Raw genomic sequence first — 23233 nt, 5'->3', positions numbered from 1 at the left:
ATTCAGAAGCGTTGGGCGCTCTTCGAGCCCCGGCGGGCGGCGGCGCGCTGCCAGGCGATGATCGCGAGCCCGACGAAGCCGAGCACGACGCCGGAGCACGCCGTCTGCACCCAGATGCCGTCGGTCACAAAGAACAGGACCACGGTCGCGACCGCCCAGAGCGAGGTACCTACGATCACGACCGGCGTCAGGTCGGTCAGCCGCTTCGGCAGCTCCGGCGTCGGCCGCAAGGAGCCGTTCACTTTCCCGGCATTGATCGAATCGCCCACGTGGGCAAGGGTACCCGGCAACGGGCGAAGGGTGGTACGCGATGGCGGAGCAGCGCACCCGGTCCACACTGGACCGGTTCTTCAAGATCAGCGAGCGCGGCTCGACACCGGGGCGGGAGATCCGCGGCGGGATCGTCACCTTCTTCACGATGGCCTACATCGTCGTCCTCAACCCGCTGATCCTCGGCAGCTTCTCCGCCGAAGACGCGGGCGCGCACAAGGACGTCCTCGGCAACATCCTCCCCGTCCCCCAGGTCGCCGCGGTGACCGCGCTGGTCGCCGGGGTGCTGACCATCGTCATGGGGCTGGTCGCGAACTATCCGTTCGCCATCGCCACCGGCCTCGGCATCAACAGCCTGATCGCGGTCACCTTCGCCGCCCAGATGACCTGGCCCGAGGCGATGGGCCTGGTGGTGATCGAAGGCCTGGTCATCGTCCTGCTGGTGTTCGCGGGCATCCGGACGGCGGTGTTCAACGCCGTGCCGCCGCCGCTGAAATCCGCGATCGCGGTCGGCATCGGCCTGTTCATCTGCCTGATCGGCCTGGTCGACGCCGGATTCGTCCGCCGCGTCCCGGACGACGCGAAGACCACCGTGCCGGTCGGGCTGGGCATCAACGGGTCGATCGCTTCGTGGCCGACGCTGGTGTTCGTGGTCGGCCTGCTGGTCACCGGCATCCTGGTGGCGAAGCGGGTCAAGGGCGCGATCCTGATCGGTGTGCTCGCCTCGACCGTGCTGGCGATCGTCGTCGAGGCGATCACCGGGGTCGGCCCGTCGAAGGGTGTCGACCCGCTGGGCTGGAACCTCGGCTACCCGGCGCTGCCGGATCAGGTCCTCGGCCTGCCGGACCTCTCGCTGGTCGGCGACATCTCCTTCGGTGCCTGGACGAGGCTGCCGATCATCACCGTCGTGCTGCTGGTGTTCACGCTGGTGCTGGCGGATTTCTTCGACACCATGGGTTCGATGACCGGCCTGGCGAAGGAAGGCGACCTGCTGCCGCCGGACGGCAAACTCCCGAACGTCGGCAAGGCCCTGTTCGTCGACGGCACCGCCGCGGTGGCGGGTGGCTTCGCGTCGTCCAGTTCGAACACCGTCTTCGTCGAGTCCGCGTCCGGTATCGCCGAGGGCGCCCGGACCGGGCTGGCGAACGTGGTCACCGGCGTGCTCTTCATCGCGGCCATGTTCCTGACCCCGCTCTACCAGGTCGTCCCGGTCGAGGCCGCCGCTCCGGCGCTCGTCGTCGTCGGCGCGCTGATGATGAGCCAGGTCAAGGAGATCGACTTCGCCGACTTCACCATCGCGCTGCCCGCGTTCCTGACCATCGTGATCATGCCGTTCACCTACTCGATCGCGAACGGCATCGGCGCCGGCTTCGTCAGCTACGTCGTCATCCGCGCGGTCACCGGAAAGGCGAAAGGCGTGCACCCGCTGATGTGGGGCATCGCGCTGATGTTCGTGGCCTACTTCGCGGTCGGGCCGATCCAGGCCGCGTTTACTTGATCGCGCTGACCCGAACACGTCAGCGGGGCCGTCCGGTGAGGACGTCGCCTTCGCGAGCAGGTGCCCCGCTACCGCATTCGTGTGGCCTTCGGCCGAAAGAGGCGCGATCGGTGAAGTCCCAGCCGGGCGCCGAGCGCCCTTCGTGAGACCATACCTGCTGGTCAGGTCGGCCGTGGGCGATCTCACGGGCCGTCGATCCGATCGTGAGGTAAGCTAACTATATGTCCGGAGACACGCACGAGCGCTCATTGGCGAGCCGCCTGCGTCTCGCGGTGGTGCGGCTCAATCGACGGCTGCGGGCCCAGCGGGTCGGTGACGGCATCTCGCTGACCCAGGTTTCCGCGTTGTCGACGCTGCACAAATGCGGTGCGCTGACCCCTGGCCAGCTCGCCGCGAAGGAAGGCGTCCAGCCGCCCTCGATGACGAGGGTGATCGCCGCGCTCGAGGAGATGGGTTACGTCGAGCGCAGGCCGCATCCGACCGACGGCCGTCAGGCCATCGTCGAGTTGTCCGATCGCGGCCGGGCCTACGTGATCGAGCAGATCACCGCGCGGGAGATCTGGCTGGACAAGCAATTGGCGGAGTTGAGCGCCGAAGAACGCGAAGTGCTCTCTCGCGCCGCCGAGATCATCGACAGGATGGCGGGGAACTAACAGCGGTGACGACCACGGGTAACGAAACACAGTGTCCTTCCAAGACCACCGTTACCCGGGAACCCGCTCCGCCTCCGTCGCCCGCGCGCGAGAAGCCGCGCGGGAGCATGTTCTCCTCGCTGAAGGTCCGTAACTACCGGCTGTTCTTCACCGGCCAGGTCATCTCGAACATCGGCACCTGGATGCAGCGCATCGCACAGGACTGGCTGGTGTTCACCCTCAGCGGCAACGACCCGATCGCGCTCGGCGTCGCGGTCGCCCTGCAGTTCGTGCCGACGCTGTTCCTCTCGTTGTGGGCCGGGGTGCTGGCCGACCGCGTCGACAAGCGGCGGCTGCTGATCGGCATCCAGATCGCCGTGCTGGCGCAGGCGGTCGTTCTCGGCGCCCTCGATCTGAGCGGGGTCGCGGCGCTCTGGCACGTCTACCTCCTCTGCTTCACCCTCGGCGTGACGGCGTCGCTGGAGGTACCCGCCCGGCAGTCGTTCGTCGCCGAGATGGTCGGCAGGGACAAGGTCACCAACGCCGTCGCGCTCAACTCGTCGATCTTCAACATGGCCCGCATCGTCGGCCCGGCCATCGCGGGCTTCGCGATCACCTGGGTCGGCACCGGCTGGCTGTTCATGGCGAACGCGGTGAGCACGGGCGCCGTCATCGCCGCGCTGGTGATGATGAACCCGGCCAAGCTCTTCCGCGGCCCGGCCATCCCGCGCGAGAAGGGGCAGCTCGTCGAGGGGCTGCGGTACGTCCGGCGGCGCAGTGACCTGGTGACCGTGATGGTGCTGGTGTTCTTCGTGAGCACGTTCGGCATCACGTACTTCACCTCGTTGCCGATCGTGGCCGCGAACGTCTTCCACACCGACGCCGACGGCTACGGCCTGCTGTCGACACTGGTCGCTGTCGGCACCTTCACCGGCGCGCTGATGTCGGCCCGCCGCAACACCCGTGGCGGCCCTCGCGTGCGGTTGCTGCTGCTCTCGGCGTTCCTGCTCGGCGCGTTCGAGGTGCTCACCGGGTTCATGCCGACGTACCTGGCCTTCGGCCTCGCGCTGATCCCGCTCGGCTTCGCCACGATCACCTTCCTGAACACGGCGAACGCGCTGGTGCAGACCGCGGTCGGCCCGCAGATGCGCGGCCGCGTGATGGGCCTGTACGTGCTGGTCCTGATCGGCGGCAACCCCATCGGCGGCCCGATGACCGGTTGGCTGGCCGACGCCTTCGGCGGCCGCTCGCCGTTCTACATCGGCGGCGCGGTCTCGGCGGTCGCCGCGGTGGTCTGCGCCGTCGTGCTGATCCGGCGCGGCGGGGTGCGCCTGCCGGTGCGGCGGTTCGGGAACGGACTGCGGGTGCTGAAGCGGGAACAGGTCTAACGACCGAGCAGCGGCGGCACCGTCTTCTCGGCGAGCGCCGGGAGATCGCCGGTGCCCTTGAACTTCAGCGTCTGCCCCACCGGATCGGCGGTGAGCTGCACGACGACGCCCCGCCCGTCGACCTGAGCGGGGAGCCCCGCGATGGTCGTGGTCGGGGCGACGGCGGCGGACCGTTCGCTGTAGTCCGCGATCACGCCGTTCAGCTCGCACGCGGCGAAGAAGGTCGGTTTCGCCTTGTCTGCGGACACGCCGAGCGCGCGGCCGAGTTCTCCGCACAGCAGCCACGAGATCACCGGGAGCGGCCGGTCCTCGATCGGGCCGGGCTCGGTCTTCTCCCAGGCGATCTCGCCGTCTTCGCCGATTTTCGGCAACTTCGGCCCAGGCGGTGTCGCACCGGCGATGAGCGCCTCGGCGAGTGCCCTCGCCTTCTGCTCGGTTTCGGGGCTCTCGACGATTCTGCTGCGAAGCGTCACGTGCAGCACCGGCGAGGCGCCGTGGTGCGGCGCGACCTCGACGAGTTCGACGCTCAGGCTGGTGCCGTCCTTGTCCGTGGCGACGACCGCGAGCTTGCCGGCGACCGTGGTCTTCACGGGCACGCCCCGGCTCGTGTCCTCGGGCAGCGCGGGGATCATCTGCGCGCTGACGTCGAGTTTCGTGGTGACCGCGTGGCAGGCGGTTCCCGCCTCCCGCAGCGTGCGGCCGCCGAGAAGCTCCTCCCAGCGCCGCTCCGGGATCGCCTGGCACAGCACCTGCGCGCCGGTTTCGTCCGTCAGCGCGGCGATCATCTCACCCGTCGGCATCGGTACCGGGCGGAGCGCCTGCCCGGACTTGGACGGCCAGACCGCGGGCAACTCGGCCTCGGGCTCCTCGCTGCTTTCGTTCAGGAGCGTGATGGCGACGACGATCCCCACCCCGAACAACAGCAGGACACCGGTCAGCGCGCAGCCCGCCCAGATCCACATCGGACGGTCGGTCCTGCGCGCGATGGCGCGGTAGTCGTTCGGGGTGGCCACGAGGAGAAGCTAGCTCGTCGGCCGCCCGCTGTCCGGAGAACCGCCGACCCGATGGGTGAACGCGGAGCATCCGCCGCCGCCCGGATCGCCGGTCAACCGCCCAGCAGCGGCGGCAAGAGCTTCCCCGCCAGCTCCCGCAGCTCCGCCTCCGAACGATCCCGCCACGAGAACCGCAGCCCTTGTCCGGAACCGTTGTCCGTCAACAGGACGCTCAACTGCCCGCCGCTCTCCGAAGCCGGGCGGCCCGCCACCGGCTCACCTCGCGGCTCCGTCCGGAGGACGGCGTGTTCGACCCGGATGGGCGAGTCGTCCGTCGCGGTGGCCGTGCATTTCCCGTCGGAGTACGGCTCCGTGGCCGCGGCGGGGAGGCCCAGCGCGCGCTGGATCCCCGTGCACAGTTTCCACGAGATCTCGGGCAGCGAGGCGTCGAGGATACCCGCGCCCGGCTCGACGGTCTTCCGTTCGATGACGTCGCGTTCGTCCGCGGCGGGCAGTTTCGGGCCGGGGCCGAAAGCGCCGGCGAGTACCGACTCGGCCAGCCCGAGCAGCCTGCCTTCGCCCTGATCGTCGCGCGGCGGGACGCGGGTCCAGCCGGTCTCGATCCGCAGCACGTGCGCATCGGTGCCGGACGGCTTGACCTCCACAAGGGACGGTGAGCCGCCCAGGACGACCGTCGCCGGGCGCCCCGCGACGGTCACCTCCTTGCGGGTGCCCAGCCCGGTCGAGCCGGCCACGGCGGTCCGGTTCAAGGAGATCCGCACCCAGCTGTCCATGCCGACGGCGTGGCACGATTCGCCGTGCTCCACCTCGCGCGCGACATCGCCGCCCATCAGCTCCTTCCAGCGCTCCGCCGGGGTCGCCTGGCACAGCACCTGGGCCGTGGTCTCCCGCGGCAGCGCCAGCAGGAACTCCCCGGACGGCATCGGCACCGGGCGCAGCGGACGGCCGTTCGCCGTCGGCCACTCCTTGGGCAGTCCTTTCGGCCCGAGCCCTTCCTCGTAGGTGCCGGCCTTCGTCATGCACCCCGCGCAGAGCCCGGCGATCACGATCGCCAGGAAACTTTTGACACCCCATCTGGTCACGCGCGCACGCTAGCGGATCAGCGCCGGTCGGCGACTCGAAACGGTCACATCCACCTGGCCGGGGGAGGCGGCCCCAGCGCCTCCCGCAGCTCGCCGCCCAGCGCGTGAGCTCCGTCGCGACCTCGTCCGAGAGCCCCGCTTCGACGTCCTTCCCCAGGCTGCCATCACCCGGAAGAGTGAGATCGGCGTCTCTCGACCGTACCTCTTGCCGGAGCAGATGAGGTTAGGCTAACCTCATGCAAGTCCGCTTCGTGGTGGGAGCGGCAGTCAGTTCGGGAACGGACGAAGCCCCGCAACCGGGTCACCCCCGGCGGCGGGGCTTCGTTCATTCCGGCGGGTTCATGGTCGAGGACCCCGGTGATCCGGTCAAGGTCGTCCCGGCACCCGGGCGAGTTCGAAACCTTGCGGTGGCCATCGAAAAACGGGGCCCTCCCGGCTGGGAGAGCCCCGTGTCGTGGCGAGAGGTCAGCCGAGCAGCAGGCCGTTGCCACCGGCGACGGCGTTGTCGAACCGCTTGGAGATCTCGGCCCAGTTGAAGATGTTCCACAGGGCCTCGACGTACTTCGGCTTCACGTTCTTGTAGTCCAGGTAGAACGCGTGCTCCCAGACGTCGACCAGCAGGATCGGCGTGGTCGGCAGGACCAGGTTGTTGTGGTGGTCGCGCAGCTGCTGGGTGATCAGCGTCTTGCCGATCGGGTCCCAGGAGAGCGCGGCCCAGCCGTTGCCCTGGATCGTGGTGGCGACCGCGGTGAACTGCGCCTTGAACTTGTCGAAGGAGCCGAACGCCTCGTCGATCGCGGAGGCCAGCTCGCCGGTCGGCTTGTCGCCGCCTTCCGGGGAGAGGATCTTCCACCACACGACGTGGTTGGCGTGCCCGGCGAGGTGGAACGCCAGCGTGGTCTGCAGGCCGACGATGTCGCCGAAGTTGCCGGCTTCGCGGGCCTCGGCGATCTTGTCGAGCGTGTCATTCGCGCCCTTGACGTAGGTCGCGTGGTGCTTGCTGTGGTGCAGCTCGTTGATCTCACCGGAGATGTGCGGCGCCAGAGCGCTGTAGTCATAGTCGAGATCGGGGAGCACGTAGCGGGCCATCGGCCCTCCTTCTGTCTTCGACACAGGTTTCCAAGGACGAACTTAGTCGTCTTCACCCGTTCGCGGCGACCGGGGGCGCCGCGTTTCCCCCCAGGTGGAACGACCCGTTCGCGGCGGCTGTACCTGTAGGAACCGCCGCCTGGAACCTCACTTTGCTAGCTCCAGTCAGCTGGAGGTCAAGGCGATGTGACGGCGATCATCGAGGCAGGTAGGGCAGCCCGACCGCCAAGGCCGCGGAAACCACCGTGCAGGTGGTCCTGGCGGGGTGTTTCACCGCCCGCGGCGCCAGGTTTCGCGTGATCAGACGGACGGCGCGCGTGATCAGGCGGACACGCGTGACTGGATGGACGGCGCGCGCACGGTCGGGTTCCGCCGCGAGTCGTCCGCCTGATCACGTGTGTCGTCCATCCAGTCACCCGAAACCGCCACCCGCGCACAGCGCCGAGACGCAGTCGGCTCCGATTGTCCTTTCGCGCGGCAGGTCAAACGGCCCGGTACGCGTCCAGCTCGCTCGCCAGCTCGTCGAACACCGCGATGTTGCACTCGAAGGCCACGATCGCCTCTTCGATCAGCCGCGCGCGCTCGTCCTCGTTCCACGGCGCCGAGTTCAGCCGTTCGCGGTAGTCGTCCCGGAACTTGGGGGCGCTGCCCAGCTGGTCGAAGTGGTAGAACAACGAGCCCGCCTCGCTGAGCTCGTACTTGCGCTCCAGCAGCCGCCGGATGATCTGGCCGCCGGCGATGTCGCCGAGGTAGCGCGTGTAGTGGTGGGCGACGAACCCGCCGGACCAGTCCGACGCCTCGGCGACGCGCCGCGCGTACCGCTCGGTCGAGGGCAGCGGGCGGACGGTCTCCCGCCAGTCCGGGCCGACGAGGTGTTCGAGGTCGCGTTCGAGGCTCGGCACCCGCCGCAGTTCCTCGAAGACGAACCTGCCCGCCACCGGATCCGTCGCCAGCTTGTCGGCGGACCGCTCGATGGCCTGGTAGATGAAGTAGTACTGGATCGCCAGCCGGGTGTACCCCTCGAGCGAGAGTTCGCCGCCGAGCAGCGCGTTCATGTACTCGGAATGGTTGGCCCGCTCGTGGGCGGGCAAGGTGGAGGCGCGCAGGGTCGCGGAGAACGGCCCGGATTCGACGTCGGTGGTCACCGGCATGGACAGAGCCTCCAAGCATCGATCTGACATGCTGTCAGAAAGAGCGTAAGGCACAACTACGAGTTAGGCTACCCTAATTTTCCTCAGTCCTCCGTCATCCCGACCGCTCTGAGCACGAACCGGACCGCTCCCTCGATCGCGTCGTCCAGCCGTTCGGGAGGCACGTCGACGACCTGGCGGCTGCCGAGCGCGGCGGTGATCATCGGGATCAGCACGTCGGGGTCCTCTTCCGGGACGCCCTCGGCGAGGATCTCGCGAAGCTGGCCGGTGATGGGATCGGCGTGCGCGCTGATCCGCCGGTACGCGGCGGGCGCCAGCGCCGACGCGAGCGCCGTCCCCGGCGGCAGGTGGTACTCGGCCAGCACCCGTAGTTGCAGGCGGACGAACGTCGCAAGCTTCGCGACCGGGGTGTTGGCCGTCGCGACGGCCGCCTTCAACCGTTCGACGTACCGCGTCGCCTCATCCTCGACGAAGGCGACCAGCAGGCTTTCCTTGTCCGGGAAGTGGTTGTACATCGCCGTCCGGCCGAGGCCCGCTTCGGCGGCGACACCCGCGAGCGTGATCGCGTCGAAGCCGCGCTCGTACAGCTGCCCGCGCAGGACGTCGAACACCCTGCTGCGGACCTCGCGCCGGTGCTCCTCCAGCGACCGGCCGATGATCTTGGGCACGAGCCACCTCCCTGGGAGATGACTCTAAGCCTCCAGCGACCAGGTGTGCACCGGCGTCTCGGTGGCCGACAGCTCCAGGTACCGGCCCAACATCCGGTTCAGCGCGGTTTCCCGCTCGGCGCCGCGCTCCTCCGCGCGCAGGACGTACTCCCGCTGCCACGCCGCGCCGGTCCGCCGGGTGAGGCAGCGCTGCTCGATGATGCCCAGATAACGCTCTCTCGCCTGGTCCGAAACATCCGATCGGCGTAGTCCCTCGTGCGCCAGCGGCAACAGGACCCGCAGCACCAGCTCGTCCGGCGGGATCCAGCCGATACCCGGCCAGTAGAGCTGCGCGTCGAAACCCCGGCGCGCCCCCGCGTACATGTTCTCCTCGGCCGCCTGGAACGACATCTGTGTCCACACTGGACGGTCGGCCTCGGCGAGGGCCCGTTGCGCGCCGTAGAAGAAGGCGGCGTTGGCGACCATGTCGACGACGGTCGGGCCCGCGGGCAGCACGCGGTTCTCCACCCGCAGATGCGGCAGGCCGTCGACGACGTCGTAGACCGGCCGGTTCCAGCGCCAGACGGTGCCGTTGTGCATCCGCAGTTCGGTGAGTTTCGGGGCCTGCCCGGAGTCGAGCGCCTCGATCGGATCCTCGCGGTCGGTCTCGGGCAGCAGGCCGGGGAAGTACCGGACGTTCTCCTCGAACAGGTCGAAGATCGAGGTGATCCACCGCTCGCCGAACCACACCCTCGGCCGCACGCCCTGGTTCTTCAGCTCCTCTGGCCGGGTGTCCGTGGCCTGCAGGAACAGTGGGATCCGCGTCTCGTGCCAGAGCGCCTTGCCGAGCAGGAACGGCGAATTCGCGCCCACCGCGATCTGGACGCCCGCCAGTGCCTGTGCCGCGTTCCAGTGCGCCGCGAACTCCTCCGGCGCCACCTGCAGATGCAGCTGGACGGAGGTGCAGGCGGCCTCGGGGAGGATCGATTCCGAGTAACTGCGCAGCCGCTCGGGCTGCCTGCCGGGCAGCGGCGCCCCCTCCATCGAGAGCACGGTGCGCTCACCGCGCGCGGCGAAGATCCGGTCGTTGAGCAGCGAATACCGCGCGTTGTTGGTGAGCCACTTCTGATCGAAATGCTCGTGCCGCAGCGTCGGGAGGATGCCGATCATCGCCAGCGAGGCGCCGGATTCCTCGGCCTTGCGCGAGGCGGCGCCCAGATACGCGTGGAGGTCGTCCTCCAGTTGCAGCGCGGACTCGCCGGCCAGCGGCCGCGGCGGCACGTTGAGCTCCAGGTTGTGCTGACCGAGTTCGGTGGTGAACGACGGGTCGTTCAGCGCCTCGAGCACCGTCGTGTTCGTCATCGACGGGCGCAGCTCCGCGTCCACCAGGTTGAGTTCCACTTCGAGCCCGATATTCTTGCGGGGGAAGGAAAAACTGCCATCGGTGAGCATTCTGGCCAAGGTGTCGAGACAGCGCTGGACCTTCCGGCGATAACGTCCGCGATCCTGCGGTTCGCAGGGGTCCGCCGAAAGCTTCTTACCCATGTTCGTCGAACTCCTCATTGGCCACGCTCCGCGGGATCCAGGCGGGACTGCCAGGCGGCCCAACGGTTTCACGCCTCGCTGTCGCCTCGCTAGCGGCCAAACTGGTGCTCTCCGTCACTAGGGGTTAACTGACAGCAAAATACGTCCGTTCGCAGCACCTACCCGCCGACGATCGGACGCAAACGGCGCGCGGTGGGTGCGATGACACACTCTCCGGGTGGCTCAACTGATCACCGTCGACGATTCCGGCGACCCGCGGCTCGACGACTTCCGCGACCTGTCCACCGCCGATCGTCGACCGGACCGGCCGGGTGGGCGGGGCTTCGTGATCGCCGAAGGCACCGTCGTGGTCGAACGCCTGCTGAACTCCCGCTATCCGGTCCGCGCCCTGCTCGGCGTGGACCGGCGCTTCCGGGACTTGGGCGAGCACCTGGACCAAGTCGACGTCCCCGGCTACGTGACGTCGGCCGAGACGATGGCCGACGTGGTCGGTTTCCACCTGAATCGCGGGATATTGGCCGTCGCGGACCGGCCGGTCCCGCCGCCGACGGTCGAAGGCGTCATCGACGGCGCACGAGTGCTCGCCATCCTCGAAGGCGTCGGTGACCACGAGAACCTCGGTGCGCTGTTCCGCAACGCGGCCGCGCTCGGCGTCGACGGCGTCCTTCTCGGCGCCGGTTGCTCGGACCCGCTGTACCGGCGCAGCGTCCGCGTTTCGATGGGGCACGTCCTGCGCGTGCCGTTCGCGGCCTTCGGGTCTTGGCCGGGCGACCTGGAACTGCTTCGGGAGCGCGGTTTCCGTATCGCCGCCCTCACTCCTCGTGCGGATTCCGTTTCGCTGCGCCGGTTGCGCGACCAGGCACCGGAGAAGGTGGCGCTGATGCTGGGCGCGGAGGGCCCCGGCTTGACCGAGGAGGCCATCGCCGCCGCCGACGTCGCGGTGCGGATCCCGATGCCCGAAGGCGTCGATTCGCTGAATGTCGCCACGGCGGGCGCGATCGCGTTCTACGAGACGCGTCCACCGCTATCGTGAGCACTCGACCCGATCACGAGGAGAACCCATGGAATTGCGGATCCGTGAGGGACGTGCGGTGCTGGCCGGGCGAGGCGGCGACAGCGCGCACGAGGTGGACCCGCATTCACTCGCCCTCGGTTCGGACCTCGCGCAGGCGTTGCACGAATGGGCCCGTGTCGCGTCCGCCGTCGGCTCCGCCGGCGCGGAGGCCGCTTCCGTGGTCTCCCAGCGGGGCCGCCAGCTCGCCCAGCGGGTCGCCGCCACGATGGGCACCTCGGTGCGCTACGTCGACCCCGTCTCCGGCGACGGCGTGATCGTGGACCCGCCCGCCCCCGCGCCCCGCAACGAACTCGCGCGGCGGCTTTTCGGCACGCCGGATCCCGCCGGGGAACCGACGCCGTGGCTGACCGGGCTGACCGTCTCCGCGTTCGTCGCGGCCGTGGTCGTCGTGGCGATGCTGGCGCTGGCGAACACCCTCGCGCGGGAGACCAACGGCTGGCTCACGCTGCTGGCGTCCGTCGTCGTCACCGCCGGGATCACGCCGTCGCTGTGGCTCGCGCGCCGGGTGCCGATCGTGCGGTGGGCGTCCTTCGGGGCGGCCGCGGGAATCGTGATCGCGTGGATCGGCGTGCTGATCGTCGTCTTCTAGGGTGGGCTCCCTGGCCGATTCCCCTCAGGCGGCCTCGAGCGCGCAGGTACCCGGACGCACGTGATGGCCCCTCCACCGGAAGGGGCCATCACGTGCGAATTCAACCTCGTTGGGAGCGGACGCCCAATAGGACGTCTTCCCAGGATGGGACGATGGGGTGGCTTCTCTTCCCCTTCGCCCGTGGAGCGGACTCCGCCACTTCCTCCGGCTCGTCAGCCGGAAGTGGTGGCTCGACGTCTTCTTCGGGTTCCGTGATCGGCGCGTCGATCACCTTCGCGACCGGCTCGTCGGGTGCCGAGTCGAGAGTGGGCTGGACGACCGCTTCCCTGCCGGGGTCCAGCGCCCGGACCGTGCGCGGGGCGCGGTAGGCGTTGGGGTTGAGCAGGACTTCGGCGTTCTCGTCGAGGGCCTGCACGGTGCCGCCGTGCGCACCGGGCGAGAACGACCAGTGCGCGCGGTTGTCCGACCGGCCCGCCTTCCAGCTCAGCACGACGACCCACTTGCCGTCGTCGCCTCGCCAGGAGTCCCAGGTCGCCTGGCTGTAGTCGTGCCCGCGCTGTCCGAAGGAGTGCGCCACGACCTCGCCGAGCGTCTGCACGTCGGGCCCGTCCTCGCGGACCGGATGCGCCCGCTGGGCCAGTTCGGCGGTGCGGGATCGTTCGAGCAGGACCGGGTACGCGAACCGCTCGACGCGCTGCACGGTGACGCCGGCGCTGCTCGCGACCTGCTCCACGGACTCACCGGCCCGGATTCGCGCCTGGATCTCGCGTGGCCGCATTTGGCTCTCCGACTCGATCTCGATCTGGCCGAGACGGGTGATGTCACCCCTCGCCGCCGCTCGCAGCCTCTCATCCGCGGGGAGCAGGAAACGCGTGCGGCTCGCCGGGTCTTCACACACGATGGACTTACCGTCCTCGTGCAGCCCGACCACCCGTAGCGCTCGCATTCTCGCCTCCCCGACTTCTTCACCTTTGTGGGTGTCCATGGTAAAACGGCGCGTCGCCTTGACGTGTGAGGCGCGCCGAGGTCTCGTGCCCTGTCCACCATCTTCTTCATGACGGCAAGTGCATTCTGTACCAGCGCCCCGCCGCTCGCCGCGTGACGCGCTGGACACGCACAGTCACGATCGGGGGAATCTACGGAAGCCGCACGCGGACGACCAGTCCGCCGCCGCGTCCGCCCGGTTCCGCGCCCGCGGTCCCGCCGTGCGCCTGCGCGATGGACCGGACGATCGACAGCCCGAGCCCCGCGTTGCGGGAGTCGCCGGTCCGGTCGCCCGAAAGCCGCCGGAACGGCTCGAACAGGGCGGGGACGGCGTCCAACGGCACCTGTGGGCCGGTGTTGCGCACCACGAGCGCCGGGGCGCCGCCGATGTCGACGTGGACCCAGCCGCCCTCGCGGTTGTAGGTGATCGCGTTGTGCACGAGGTTCGTGACCAGCCGCTCCAGCAGCACGGGATCGCCGGACACCGTCCGCGGCCGCAGCCGCGACTCTACGGTGACCCCCGCTTCCTCGGCCATGGCCGCCACCGAGCGGATCACCGTCGTCGCGACCTCGTCCAGCCGGACGGGGCCGCGCGCCGCCAGGCCGCGGTCACTGCGGGCGAGGACGAGCAGACCCTCGATCATCCGTTCGCTGCGTTCGTTGGTGTAGATCAGGTGCTCGCCGATTTTCCGGAGGTCGGGGCTCACGTCGGGATCGGCCATCGCCACCTCCACCAGCGTGCGCTGCACCGCGAGCGGGGTCCGCAGTTCGTGGGAAGCGTTGGCGACGAAACGCTTCTGGCTGTCGAACGACACGGCGAGCCGGTCGAGCATGCCGTCGAAGGTGTCGGCGAGTTCCTTGAGTTCGTCGTCGGGGCCGTCGAGATCGATACGCCGGTCGAGGTTCTCGACCTCGAGTTTCCGCGCGGTGGAAGTGATCTGGTGCAGCGGCCGCAGCACGCGGCTCGCCATCAGCCAGCCGAGCAGCACCGCGAGCGCGCCGGCGATCGCCAGCGCGACCAGCGATTGCCACAGCAGCGTCGCCAGGACGTCCGAGCGGTACTCGGTGAGCGAGGTCGCGACCAGTTGCGTGGCCTGGGCGCGCTTCGCGGGCAGGATGGTCGTCGTGTCGAAGGGAGACGCGCGCTGGACCGCGATCCCCGCGGCGTTGCTCGCGAACGCCGCCGTATCCGGCAGCGTCGAGCTCACCAGCAGGTAGTTGACGACCAGCAACGCGAGCCCGACGAGCAGGAACGCCCCGCCGTAGAGCGCCGTCAGCTTGGTGCGGACGGAGAGCCGGAGCGGTTTCACGATCCGAACCGGTAACCGGCGCCGGGCACCGTCTCGATCAGCGGCGGTTCACCGAGCTTGCGCCGCAACGTCATCATCGCCACCCGGACGGCGTTCGTGAACGGGTCGGCGTGTTCGTCCCACGCCTTCTCCAGCAGTTCCTCCGCGCTGACCACGGTCCCTTCGGCGCGCATGAGCACCTCCAGCACCGCGAACTCCTTGGGCGACAGCGGAAGGAACCGGCCGTCGCGGGACGCCTGGTGACGCGGCAGATCGAGCACGACACCACCGCGTTCCAGCACCGGCGGCAACGCCGGCCGCGCGCGCCGTGACAGCGCCCGCACCCGCGCGACGAGTTCGGCGAACGCGAACGGTTTCGTCAGGTAGTCGTCGGCGCCGAGGCCGAGCCCGGCGACCCGGTCGTCGACGTCGGCCGCCGCGGTCAGCATCAGGACCCGCGCCTCGCCGCCGGTCCTCAGCACCGCCGCACAGACCTCGTCGCCGTGCACGACGGGGAGATCCCGGTCTAGCACGACGACGTCGTAGCCGTGCACCCCCACCCGGTCCAGGGCCTGCGCGCCGTCGTAGCAGACGTCGACGGCCATGGAGAACCGTCGCAGGCCCTCGGCGATCGTGTCCGCCAGGAGCCGCTCGTCTTCCACCACCAGCACTCTCACCTGGCCAGTCTGCCCCGGATGGGGGTAAGCGCGGGATAAGCGACTTCGCTTACCGCGCCGGAATCGCCCGCTCCGTAGAAATCGATGTGCCAAGACGACCGAAGGAGCAGCGATGCGGAAACGACCGATGGCGGCACTGATCGCCGGAACGGTCCTCGCGCTGGTGGGCGGCTGCGGCGGTGGTGGGGACGACGGCGACAAGGTCGCCTCGATCTCGTCACCGCCGGCTTCCGGCGCCGCCGGTGACGGCAAACAGGCCGACAACGTGTCCGACGAGGACAGGATGCGCGACTTCGCGAAGTGCATGCGCGAGCACGGCATCGACATGCCGGACCCCAAGACCGGCGGCGGCGAGCGGGGCGGCATCACCATCGAGGCGGACAAGAGCAGGCTCGACGGGGACAAGATGAAGGCCGCGAGCGACGCGTGCCGGAAGCTGCTGCCGAACGGTGGCGAGATCAAGCCGCCCACGCCGGAACAGCTCGACAAGATGCGCACGGAAGCGAAGTGCATGCGCGAGCACGGTATCGACTTCCCGGATCCCGATCCCGGCGGCAAGGGCGCCATCGCGATGGACATGGCCGATTCCAAGAAGTTCGAAGAAGCGGCGAAGGCCTGCGGTCTCGGCATGACCATGAGGGCGGCCCCGGCGAAATGAGCGAACACGAAGGACCCGGCGGCGCACGGCGTTCGCGCCGGGCGCGCTGGTTCGTCGTCGCGGCGGTGCTCGTCGTCGTGGCGGGGACGATGTCCGTGGTCGTGCTGACCAGGGTCACCTCCGAGGCCCAGCAGGTCGGGCAGGCACCGCCGCCGGTCGAAACCGCGAAGGTGGAAAGGACCGATCTGCAGGAGGAAGAAGAGGCGGACGGGACTCTGGGTTACGGCGCGGAAAGCTCCCTCACCGGCCGGAAACAGGGCACCATCACGTCCCTGCCGGACACCGGCGCGGTGCTCACCCGCGGCAAGGCCGTGTACGGCGTCGACGCCAGACCGGTGCCGTTGTTCCACGGCACGTTGCCGTTCTTCCGCGACCTCGCGGACGGGGCCGCGGACGGCCCGGACGTCAAGCAGCTGGAAGAGAACCTGAAGGCGCTCGGTTTCGGCGGGTTCGGTACCCCGGACAAGAAGTTCACCTCGGCCACCGCCGCCGCGATCGGGAAATGGCAGAAGTCGCTGGGTGTCGAGCAGACCGGCGCCTTCGGCCAGGGCGACGCCGCCCTGGCCCCCGGGGAGATCCGGGTCTCGCAGGTCACCGCGCAGCTCGGCGGCCCCGCGGGCGGCGAGCTCTTGAAGTACACCGGTACCGAACGCGTCGTCGAGGTCGAGCTCGACGCCGCCAAGCAGGCCATCGCGAAGGAAGGGGACAAGGTCGGGATCGACATCACCGGCGGCAAGCGCACGACCGGCGTGATCACCGAAGTCGGCAAGGTCGCGGAGACCGGCAAGGATTCCGGTGGACAGGACGACGGCAAGCCGAAGATCAAGGTGAAGATCAAGCTGGACGATCCGGCCGCGGCGGGGTCGCTCGATTCGACACCCGTCTCGGTGCGGTTCACCAAGGAACTCCACAGTGGAGTGCTGGCGGTTCCCGTCGGGGCGCTGCTCGCGCTCGCCGAAGGGGGATACGCCGTCGAGGTCGACGAAGGCGGCAATCGGCGCCTCGTCGCGGTGAAGACCGGATTGTTCTCTGGCGGCCGCGTCGAAATCACCGGCACCGGCCTCGCCGCCGGGATGCGGGTGGTGACCACCTCATGACCCCGGTACTGGACGTGCGCGCCGCCTCGCGCACCTATCCCGGCGGGGTGCGGGCACTGCACGAGGTGTCACTGTCCATCGAGGACAGGGAGATGGTCGCCATCGTCGGTCCGTCCGGCTCCGGCAAGTCGACGCTGCTGCAGCTGATGGGCACCCTCGACCGGCCGACCAGCGGCGTCATCGAACTGTGCGGGCACGACGTGGCGAAACTGCCCGACCGCAAGCTTTCCGCGTTGCGCTCACGGTGGATCGGCTTCGTGTTCCAGCAGTTCTTCCTCAGCGAGGGGGTGAGCGCGGTCGACAACGTCGCGACGGGACTGCTGTACGCGGGGGTGCCGCGGCGGAAACGGCACGAACGGGCGCTGGCCGCGCTCGACCGCGTCGGCCTCGCGCATCGGGCCGGGCATTTCCCGAACGAGCTCTCCGGCGGGGAACGGCAGCGGGTGGCGATCGCGCGGGCGGTCGTCAACTCGCCGTCGATCCTGCTGGCCGACGAGCCGACCGGGAACCTCGACACGGGCAACGGCGCGGCGATCCTCACCCTGCTCGCCACGCTGAGCGCGCAGGGGACGACGGTCGTGCTCATCACGCACGACCGGGAGATCGCGGCGGGCGTCCCGCGGCGGATCGAGCTGCGCGACGGCCGGATCCGGCTCGACACCGGGACGGGGGTGCTGAGGTGAGCGCCCCCGTCCTCGACAAGACGCCGACGCCGAATCCGGCCAGGCTCGGCCCGCGTGACGTGCTGAACCTCGGCGCGCACGGGATGCGGACCCGGCCGATGCGCGCGGTGCTGTCCGCGCTCGGCATCGGGATCGGGATCGCCGCGATGGTGGCGGTGCTCGCGATCCCGGCGTCGGGCGCGAAGGCGTTGCAAGACCGGCTGGCCGCGCTCGGCACGAACCTGCTTTCGGCGGGTCCGGGCAAGACGATGTTCGGTGGCGACGCCACGTTGCCGGACAGCGCGGTGCCGATGGCGAAGCGGATCGCCCCGGTGACGGCGGCGTCCGCGACCGGCACCACCGACGGGACGGTGCGGCGCACGGACAAGATCGCCCCGGACGAGACGTCCGGCCTCTCCGTCTACGCGGCGACGCCGGATCTCCTCGACGTCATCGGCGGTGCCGTCCGCACCGGGCGCTTCCTCCGTGACGCGACCCGCGACTATCCGGTCACCGTGCTGGGGGCGGTCGCGGCCGCGCGGCTCGGAATCGACCACATCGATCCGGCCGAGCCGCCGCAGGTGTTCGTCGGCGGTCAGTGGTTCACCGTGGACGGCATCCTCGGGCCGACGCCGCTGGCGCCCGAGATCGAGCGGTCGGCGCTGGTCGGCTGGGACGTCGCCAAGCGGCTCCTCGGCTTCGAGGGGTATCCGACCACCGTGTACGTCCGGGCGGAGGACTCCCAGGTCGAGAACGTCCGTTCGGTGCTGGCGCAGACGATGAACCCGGAGGCGCCGAACGAGGTCGAGGTGCGTCGGCCGTCGGAGGCCCTGGCGGCGCAGAAGCTGACGGAGAGCACCTACAGCGCGTTGTTCCTCGGGCTCGGCGGGGTGGCGTTGCTGGTCGGCGGCGTCGGGGTGGCCAACACGATGGTGATCTCGGTGCTGGAGCGGCGCCGGGAAATCGGTCTCCGCCGCGCGCTCGGCGCGACGAAACGGCAGGTGAGGGGCCAGTTCTTGGCCGAGTCGGTGCTGTTGTCCGGGCTCGGCGGGATCGCCGGGGTGCTGGTCGGCGTGCTCGTGACGGCCGGATACGCGCTGAGCCAAGGCTGGCCCGCGGTGCTCCCGGTCGGCGCGCTGCTCGGCGGGGTCGGGGTCTCGGCGTTGGTCGGTGCCGCGGCCGGCGCCTACCCGGCGATGCGCGCGGCCCGGCTCCCACCCACCCAAGCCCTCGCCTGACCACGCAATTCGGCACCTGATTGCGAAAGTGCGCATCGCGTACTACCGCAACCAGGTGCCGAATTGCGTGGTCGCGGTGGGTAATCTCGCCGGGTGCTGGTGGGATTGGCGGGGCGGAAACTCGCGGGGGCGTTGTTCGCGCTCGAAGCCGTCGTGGTCGGTGTGCTGTTCGCGGCCAAGGTGTTCGACGGCCAGGACCTCGAGGTCTACCTCGGCGGCGCGCGGCTCCTCGTCGAGTCGGGCGACCCGTACGGCACGTGGGTGCAGACGCACGGGGGCTGGCTGCCCTTCACCTACACACCGTTCGCGGCGGCGGTGTTCCTGCCCGGCACACTGCTGTCCGCCGCGCTGGCCACGAGGGTGGTCGGGCTGGCGTCGATCATCGCGGGCGGGATCGTCGTCTACCTCTTCGTCGCGACGCTCAACGGCTCGCTCACCGACCGTTCCGCGGTACGGGGCCGCGCCATCGCCGTACTGGCGGCGATCGGGGCGCAGGCCGTCGGCGGGATCATGGAGCCGGTCCGCTCGACGCTCGGCTTCGGTCAGATCAACACCCTGCTGATGTTGTCGGTCGTCCTCGACGCTCTGCTCCCTGGCCGCGCGCGGACGAAAGGCCTGCTGATCGGCGTCGCCGCGGCGATCAAGCTGACCCCGGCCTTCTTCATCCTGTTCTTCTTGTTCCGCAAGGATTTCCGCTCGGCCGCGCGGGTCGTGGCCGGCTTCCTCGGCGCGGGCGCGCTGATGTTCCTGGCCGCGCCGGACGCGTCCGCGAAGTTCTGGACGACCATCCTCTTCGACACCGGCCGGATCGGCGATCGCGGCTACGTGGGCAATCAGTCGCTGCGCGGGCTGCTCGCGCGGTTCGGACTCGGCTCGGCGGAAGACGTCGTCTGGGTGCCGGCCGCGCTGGTGGTGGTCGCGCTGACCGCGTTCGTGATCGTGCGCGTCGCGGAGCCGGTGTTCGCGCTGACGGCGTGCGCGCTCGGCGGGCTGCTGGCCTCGCCGGTGTCCTGGACGCACCACTGGATCTGGTGCGTGCCGGTCCTCGTGCTGCTGATCCGGACCAGGACGATCGTTTCCGCCGCGCTCGCGGCCGGGACGGTGGCGCTGTTCGTGATCGCGCCGATGTGGCTCGCGCCGCGGCCGGCCGGGAGCTTCGGCTGGTGGCTGGCGACGGAGTCTTACGTGCTGTATGGCCTTCTGCTGCTGACGCTGGCCGCTGTCTGCCATAAGTCCGTGAAGGCCTCCTCGATGGACTTCAATCCACGCAGTGGCGCGCAGCGTCCCCGTTGAGGGTGGCGGCGAGGGCATGGATGGACCCTCAAGGAGGCCTTCACGGACAGCTAGGTCAGCCCAGGCGCTCGACGACGTACTCGATGCTCTGGGTCAGCTTCGTGACGTCGTCCGGGTCGATGGCCGGGAACAGGCCGACGCGCAGCTGGTTGCGGCCGAGCTTGCGGTAGGGCTCGGTGTCGACGATCCCGTTGGCGCGCAGCACCTTCGCGACCGCCGAGGCGTCCACCTCGTCGGCGAAGTCGATGGTGCCGACCACCTGCGAACGCAGCGACGGGTCGCTGACGAACGGCGTCGTGTAGCCGGTCTTCTCGGCCCATTCGTACAGCCGGGTCGACGAATCGCGCGTGCGCGCGGTCGTCCACTCGAGGCCGCCGTTCGAGTTCATCCACTCGATCTGGTCGGCCAGCAGGAACAGCGTCGACACCGCCGGGGTGTTGTACGTCTGGTCCTTGCGGGAGTTGTCGAGCGCGGTGGTCAGCGACAGGAACTCGGGGATCCAACGGTCGCTCGCGCCGATCTCGCCGATGCGCTCGACCGCGGCGGGCGAGGCCAGCGCGATCCAAAGGCCACCGTCGGAGGCGAAGGACTTCTGGGGCGCGAAGTAGTAGACGTCGAAGTCTTCGGCCTTGACCGGCAGGCCACCCGCGCCGGAGGTGGCGTCGATGGCGACCAACGCGCCATCACTGGCTGTGAGGTTCTCGGGGCGGCGGACCGGCACCGCGACACCGGTCGAAGTCTCGTTGTGCGCCCAGCCGACCAGGTCGGCGCCGGCCTCGTAGGTGATCTCGGGCGCGCTGCCCGGGTCGGCCTTGACGACGATCGGGTCGGCGAGGAAGGGGGCGCCCTTGGTCACCGTGGCGAACTTCGAGGAGAACTCGCCGTAGGTGAAGTGCTGCGCCCGCTCCCGCACGAGCCCGAACGCGGCGGCGTCCCAGAACGCGGTCGTCCCGCCGTTGCCGAGGACCACTTCGTAGCCTTCGGGCAGGGAGAACAATTCGGACAGACCCGCACGCACGCGGCCGACGAGGGACTTCACCGGCTTCTGGCGGTGCGAGGTGCCGAGGTAGGCGGCACCGGATTTCGCCAGGTTGGCGAGCTGCTCGTCACGGACCTTGGACGGTCCGCAGCCGAAGCGGCCATCGGCAGGCTTCAGGTCCGCAGGGAGGGTCAACTCAGGTGCGTCGGTCATGTGCCCAGTCTCTCAGGTCGGGACGGCCCTGCTGACAGACGGTGCCGCGTGTCCGGGATGTGGGATGGGCGGACCGGCTGCCACCGGTGCCGACCGCCGGGTAGCTTCTCGCCTCATGGCGACAGTGCACGAACGATTCCCCGTGCCCCCCGAGGCGTTGTGGCAGGCCCTCCCGCACGGGGTCGACGCGGTCAAGGGGCAGGCCCCCTATTACGACGCCGCGGCCGGGTACGTCACCTTCTCGACCAAGATGGGCTGGCTCAGTTACGGCCAGACGGTCACCGTGAAGGTGGAGCGGACGCAGGAGGGCTCCGGGCTGGCGATCCAGACGAGCCTGAAGTTCGGCTTCGTCGACTGGGGCGAGGGCAAGCGCATCGCACGCAACTTCAGCGCGGCCGTCGGCGTCGCGGTCGGGCACACCCCGGCCGCTTGACGTGATCGTGAGTGGCGATTCGGGTTCCGGCCCGAATCGCCACTCACGACCCACTGGACCGGTCAGCGCCAGCCGTCGGGGTCGACGCCGCCGGGGATCGGCGCGGCCGGGTCGAACGGCGTCCGCGAGAAGATGAACGTCGCGAGGTCGAGATGGTTCGGCTTCCCCGTCGAGTCCCGCCCGACCCGCAGCGTTTCGCCCGCGTAGTAGGCGTCGAGACCGACCCAGGTGTCTTCGCCGACCGGCGCGAACCGCGACGCGCGGCCGGCACCGTCGGCCGGCGCGAGGGAGAACAGGCCGCCGGGGAGCAGCCGCAGGTGGTACGGCGTCGGGCCCCAGTGCCACAGCCCGGTCAGCTCCAGCAACTTGGGGTCCACCGTGGATGGTCGCCATTCCGCGGGCATGGAGGGCTCGTGCTGTTCGGTCAGGTTCATCAGGTCGAGGCACAGCTGCGTGATGCCGACGCCCGCTGTCGAGTTCGTCAGCACCAGGGCGCCGATACCGGCGCCTCCGTCGACCAGCGAGCAGGCGAGGAAGCCCGGCATCGATCCGGTGTGCCCGGCCAGCCGCCTGCCCTCCGTGCGGACCAGCATGACACCGAGACCGAATCCGGTGGTCCAGGCGTCACCGTCGTCCACCGTGACCATTTCGCGCATCTCCGTGACGGTCTGCTCGCTCAGCACGCCGCCGGTGTGGCCGCCGAGGAACGCCGTCCAGCGGGCGAGGTCGGTGACCGTGGACCACAACTGCCCGGCCGGTGCCATCGCGCCCGCGTCCGGCGACGGTTCCGGCATGAGGAGGTCGGCGAAGGGGTGCACGGCGAACCCGTTCGCGTGCGCGCCTTCGGGATGCGGAGAGGTCCTGGTCATGCCGAGCGGGCCGAGGATCTCGGCGCGGACGACGTCGAGCCACGACTGACCGCGGTGCCGGGCGACCAGCTCGCCGAGTACTCCGTAGCCGACGTTGCTGTAGTGGAACTTGCTGCCCGGCCGCAACCGTGTCGCGCCGTCCTTGAGACTCTCGACGAGTGCGTCCCAGTCGGCCCCGGCCGTGCGCTCCCACCAGGAACCGGGCGATTCCGCGGTCAGGCCCGAGGTGTGGGAGAGCAGCTGCGCGATGGTGGCCGAACCGAAGGCGGTGCCGGGAAGGTGCTGTTCGAGCGGGTCGTTGAGGTCCAGCTTGCCTTCGTCGCGCAGCCGCATGACGGCCGTCGCGACGAGTGTCTTGGTGATCGAGCCGAGGCGGTACTGCGTGTCGTCCCCGGGTGTCTCGCCGTCGACGCGTCCGCGTCCTCCGGACCAGGCGATTTCGCCGTCGCGGACGACGGCGGCGACGATGGACGGGGCGCGGCACGAGGATTGCTCGTGCGCGAGGCGGCGTAGCAGCGCCAATTCGGTCGAGGCAAGCATGAGACGCATTCTGCCTACCCGAGCGGGCTCAGTCGCATAGCGGTGGTCACAGCGGCCGTACGGTCCGAAACGTCCAGTTCGCCGGACGTCCGGAGCAGGTGGGTCTCGACGGTCGCTTCGCCGATGTGGAGCGTCCGGCCGATGTCGGCGTTCGTGGTTCCCCTCGCCACCAGCCGGAGCACCTCGATCTCGCGCGCCGATAACGGCGGTGCCGTCGGGTCGCGCACCCGGTCCACCAGCTTCCCGGCGACCGAAGGCGCCAAAACCGTCTCGCCGCGTGACGCCGCCTGGATCGCACCGGCCAGCTCCGCGGGGCTGAACC

General features: G+C 69.7%; 23 protein-coding genes and 1 pseudogene. 11 read left to right on the top strand and 13 right to left on the bottom strand.

Annotation, left to right across the window (positions count from 1 at the left end; translation table 11 throughout):
• Positions 1 to 2: 2 nt before the first annotated feature.
• Positions 3 to 230: a DUF2530 domain-containing protein gene (locus P3102_RS33145; protein ID WP_276371465.1), complete on the bottom strand. Its 228-nt coding sequence runs from the start codon at positions 228 to 230 to the stop codon at positions 3 to 5.
• An 80-nt stretch (positions 231 to 310) separates the two neighbouring features.
• On the opposite strand from P3102_RS33145, the gene P3102_RS33140 reads away from it, so the two are divergent.
• The 3 genes from P3102_RS33140 (at position 311) to P3102_RS33130 (ending at position 3788) form a co-directional block, all read left to right on the top strand.
• On the top strand, positions 311 to 1768 hold the full coding sequence (locus tag P3102_RS33140; protein ID WP_276364603.1) for an NCS2 family permease: 1458 nt from the start codon (positions 311 to 313) through the stop codon (positions 1766 to 1768).
• Positions 1769 to 1989: 221 nt separating this feature from the next.
• Complete coding sequence (locus P3102_RS33135; protein WP_276364602.1) at positions 1990 to 2421, top strand: MarR family transcriptional regulator; 432 nt, start codon at positions 1990 to 1992, stop codon at positions 2419 to 2421.
• A gap of 107 nt (positions 2422 to 2528) precedes the next feature.
• Positions 2529 to 3788, top strand: coding sequence for an MFS transporter (locus tag P3102_RS33130; protein WP_276364601.1), 1260 nt, complete (start codon positions 2529 to 2531; stop codon positions 3786 to 3788).
• Here the strand turns inward: P3102_RS33130 and P3102_RS33125 are convergent.
• The 6 genes from P3102_RS33125 to P3102_RS33100 form a co-directional block, all read right to left on the bottom strand.
• Entirely contained in the window at positions 3785 to 4801 is a 1017-nt protein-coding gene (locus tag P3102_RS33125; protein WP_276364600.1) for a hypothetical protein, read from the bottom strand. The genes P3102_RS33130 and P3102_RS33125 overlap by 4 nt on opposite strands.
• Before the next feature lie 92 nt (positions 4802 to 4893).
• Positions 4894 to 5883 carry a hypothetical protein gene (locus tag P3102_RS33120; RefSeq protein ID WP_276364599.1) on the bottom strand — a complete coding sequence of 330 codons (990 nt, stop codon included), beginning with the start codon at positions 5881 to 5883 and terminating at the stop codon, positions 4894 to 4896.
• 465 nt (positions 5884 to 6348) lie between these two features.
• Positions 6349 to 6972 carry a superoxide dismutase gene (locus tag P3102_RS33115; protein ID WP_037317970.1) on the bottom strand — a complete coding sequence of 208 codons (624 nt, stop codon included), beginning with the start codon at positions 6970 to 6972 and terminating at the stop codon, positions 6349 to 6351.
• 482 nt (positions 6973 to 7454) lie between these two features.
• Positions 7455 to 8123, bottom strand: a complete 669-nt coding sequence (locus P3102_RS33110) for a biliverdin-producing heme oxygenase (protein ID WP_276364598.1) — start codon at positions 8121 to 8123, stop codon at positions 7455 to 7457.
• A gap of 83 nt (positions 8124 to 8206) precedes the next feature.
• Positions 8207 to 8791, bottom strand: a complete 585-nt coding sequence (locus P3102_RS33105; RefSeq protein WP_276364597.1) for a TetR/AcrR family transcriptional regulator — start codon at positions 8789 to 8791, stop codon at positions 8207 to 8209.
• 24 nt (positions 8792 to 8815) lie between these two features.
• Positions 8816 to 10315 (bottom strand): glutamate-cysteine ligase family protein, encoded by a 1500-nt coding sequence (locus tag P3102_RS33100; protein WP_276364596.1) that lies wholly within the window; start codon positions 10313 to 10315, stop codon positions 8816 to 8818.
• Between the two features lie 217 nt (positions 10316 to 10532).
• Here P3102_RS33100 and P3102_RS33095 point away from each other — a divergent pair, with 217 nt between their 5' ends.
• Complete coding sequence (locus P3102_RS33095) at positions 10533 to 11348, top strand: RNA methyltransferase (RefSeq protein WP_276364595.1); 816 nt, start codon at positions 10533 to 10535, stop codon at positions 11346 to 11348.
• A 28-nt stretch (positions 11349 to 11376) separates the two neighbouring features.
• The gene (locus P3102_RS33090; protein WP_276364594.1) at positions 11377 to 11979 is read left to right on the top strand and encodes a DUF2537 domain-containing protein; all 603 of its coding nucleotides are present in this window, start codon (positions 11377 to 11379) and stop codon (positions 11977 to 11979) included.
• A 100-nt stretch (positions 11980 to 12079) separates the two neighbouring features.
• Here the strand turns inward: P3102_RS33090 and sepH are convergent, their stop codons facing one another.
• From sepH to P3102_RS33075, 3 genes are all read right to left on the bottom strand, one after another.
• Positions 12080 to 12925 carry a septation protein SepH gene (gene sepH, locus P3102_RS33085; protein WP_276364593.1) on the bottom strand — a complete coding sequence of 282 codons (846 nt, stop codon included), beginning with the start codon at positions 12923 to 12925 and terminating at the stop codon, positions 12080 to 12082.
• A 190-nt stretch (positions 12926 to 13115) separates the two neighbouring features.
• On the bottom strand, positions 13116 to 14273 hold the full coding sequence (locus tag P3102_RS33080) for an ATP-binding protein (RefSeq protein WP_276364592.1): 1158 nt from the start codon (positions 14271 to 14273) through the stop codon (positions 13116 to 13118).
• Positions 14270 to 14929, bottom strand: coding sequence for a response regulator transcription factor (locus tag P3102_RS33075; protein ID WP_276364591.1), 660 nt, complete (start codon positions 14927 to 14929; stop codon positions 14270 to 14272). Before P3102_RS33075 ends, P3102_RS33080 begins: the two co-directional genes overlap by 4 nt.
• 112 nt (positions 14930 to 15041) lie before the next feature.
• Between P3102_RS33075 and P3102_RS33070 the strand changes: the two genes are divergently transcribed.
• From P3102_RS33070 to P3102_RS33050, 5 genes are all read left to right on the top strand, one after another.
• Positions 15042 to 15587 carry a hypothetical protein gene (locus P3102_RS33070; protein ID WP_276364590.1) on the top strand — a complete coding sequence of 182 codons (546 nt, stop codon included), beginning with the start codon at positions 15042 to 15044 and terminating at the stop codon, positions 15585 to 15587.
• Positions 15584 to 16684 (top strand): peptidoglycan-binding protein, encoded by a 1101-nt coding sequence (locus tag P3102_RS33065; protein ID WP_276364589.1) that lies wholly within the window; start codon positions 15584 to 15586, stop codon positions 16682 to 16684. Before P3102_RS33070 ends, P3102_RS33065 begins: the two co-directional genes overlap by 4 nt.
• On the top strand, positions 16681 to 17367 hold the full coding sequence (locus P3102_RS33060) for an ABC transporter ATP-binding protein (RefSeq protein WP_276364588.1): 687 nt from the start codon (positions 16681 to 16683) through the stop codon (positions 17365 to 17367). Before P3102_RS33065 ends, P3102_RS33060 begins: the two co-directional genes overlap by 4 nt.
• Complete coding sequence (locus P3102_RS33055) at positions 17364 to 18584, top strand: ABC transporter permease (RefSeq protein WP_276364587.1); 1221 nt, start codon at positions 17364 to 17366, stop codon at positions 18582 to 18584. Before P3102_RS33060 ends, P3102_RS33055 begins: the two co-directional genes overlap by 4 nt.
• A gap of 93 nt (positions 18585 to 18677) precedes the next feature.
• Positions 18678 to 19877 (top strand): glycosyltransferase 87 family protein, encoded by a 1200-nt coding sequence (locus P3102_RS33050; protein ID WP_276364586.1) that lies wholly within the window; start codon positions 18678 to 18680, stop codon positions 19875 to 19877.
• 55 nt (positions 19878 to 19932) lie between these two features.
• Here the strand turns inward: P3102_RS33050 and serC are convergent, their stop codons facing one another.
• Positions 19933 to 21069 carry a phosphoserine transaminase gene (gene serC, locus P3102_RS33045; protein ID WP_276364585.1) on the bottom strand — a complete coding sequence of 379 codons (1137 nt, stop codon included), beginning with the start codon at positions 21067 to 21069 and terminating at the stop codon, positions 19933 to 19935.
• Positions 21070 to 21184: 115 nt separating this feature from the next.
• Between serC and P3102_RS33040 the strand changes: the two genes are divergently transcribed.
• Positions 21185 to 21502: a hypothetical protein gene (locus P3102_RS33040; protein WP_276364584.1), complete on the top strand. Its 318-nt coding sequence runs from the start codon at positions 21185 to 21187 to the stop codon at positions 21500 to 21502.
• Between the two features lie 62 nt (positions 21503 to 21564).
• Here the strand turns inward: P3102_RS33040 and P3102_RS33035 are convergent, their stop codons facing one another.
• Together P3102_RS33035 and P3102_RS33030 are read right to left on the bottom strand one after the other, a co-directional pair.
• The gene (locus P3102_RS33035; RefSeq protein ID WP_276364583.1) at positions 21565 to 22911 is read right to left on the bottom strand and encodes a serine hydrolase domain-containing protein; all 1347 of its coding nucleotides are present in this window, start codon (positions 22909 to 22911) and stop codon (positions 21565 to 21567) included.
• Positions 22912 to 22925: 14 nt separating this feature from the next.
• Positions 22926 to 23219: pseudogene (locus P3102_RS33030) on the bottom strand (response regulator transcription factor); the annotation flags it as partial.
• Positions 23220 to 23233: the final 14 nt, after the last annotated feature.

Origin of the sequence: Amycolatopsis sp. QT-25, from assembly GCF_029369745.1 — a bacterium.
GTDB lineage: Bacteria > Actinomycetota > Actinomycetes > Mycobacteriales > Pseudonocardiaceae > Amycolatopsis.
This window is presented reverse-complemented; position numbering and strand designations above follow the sequence as displayed.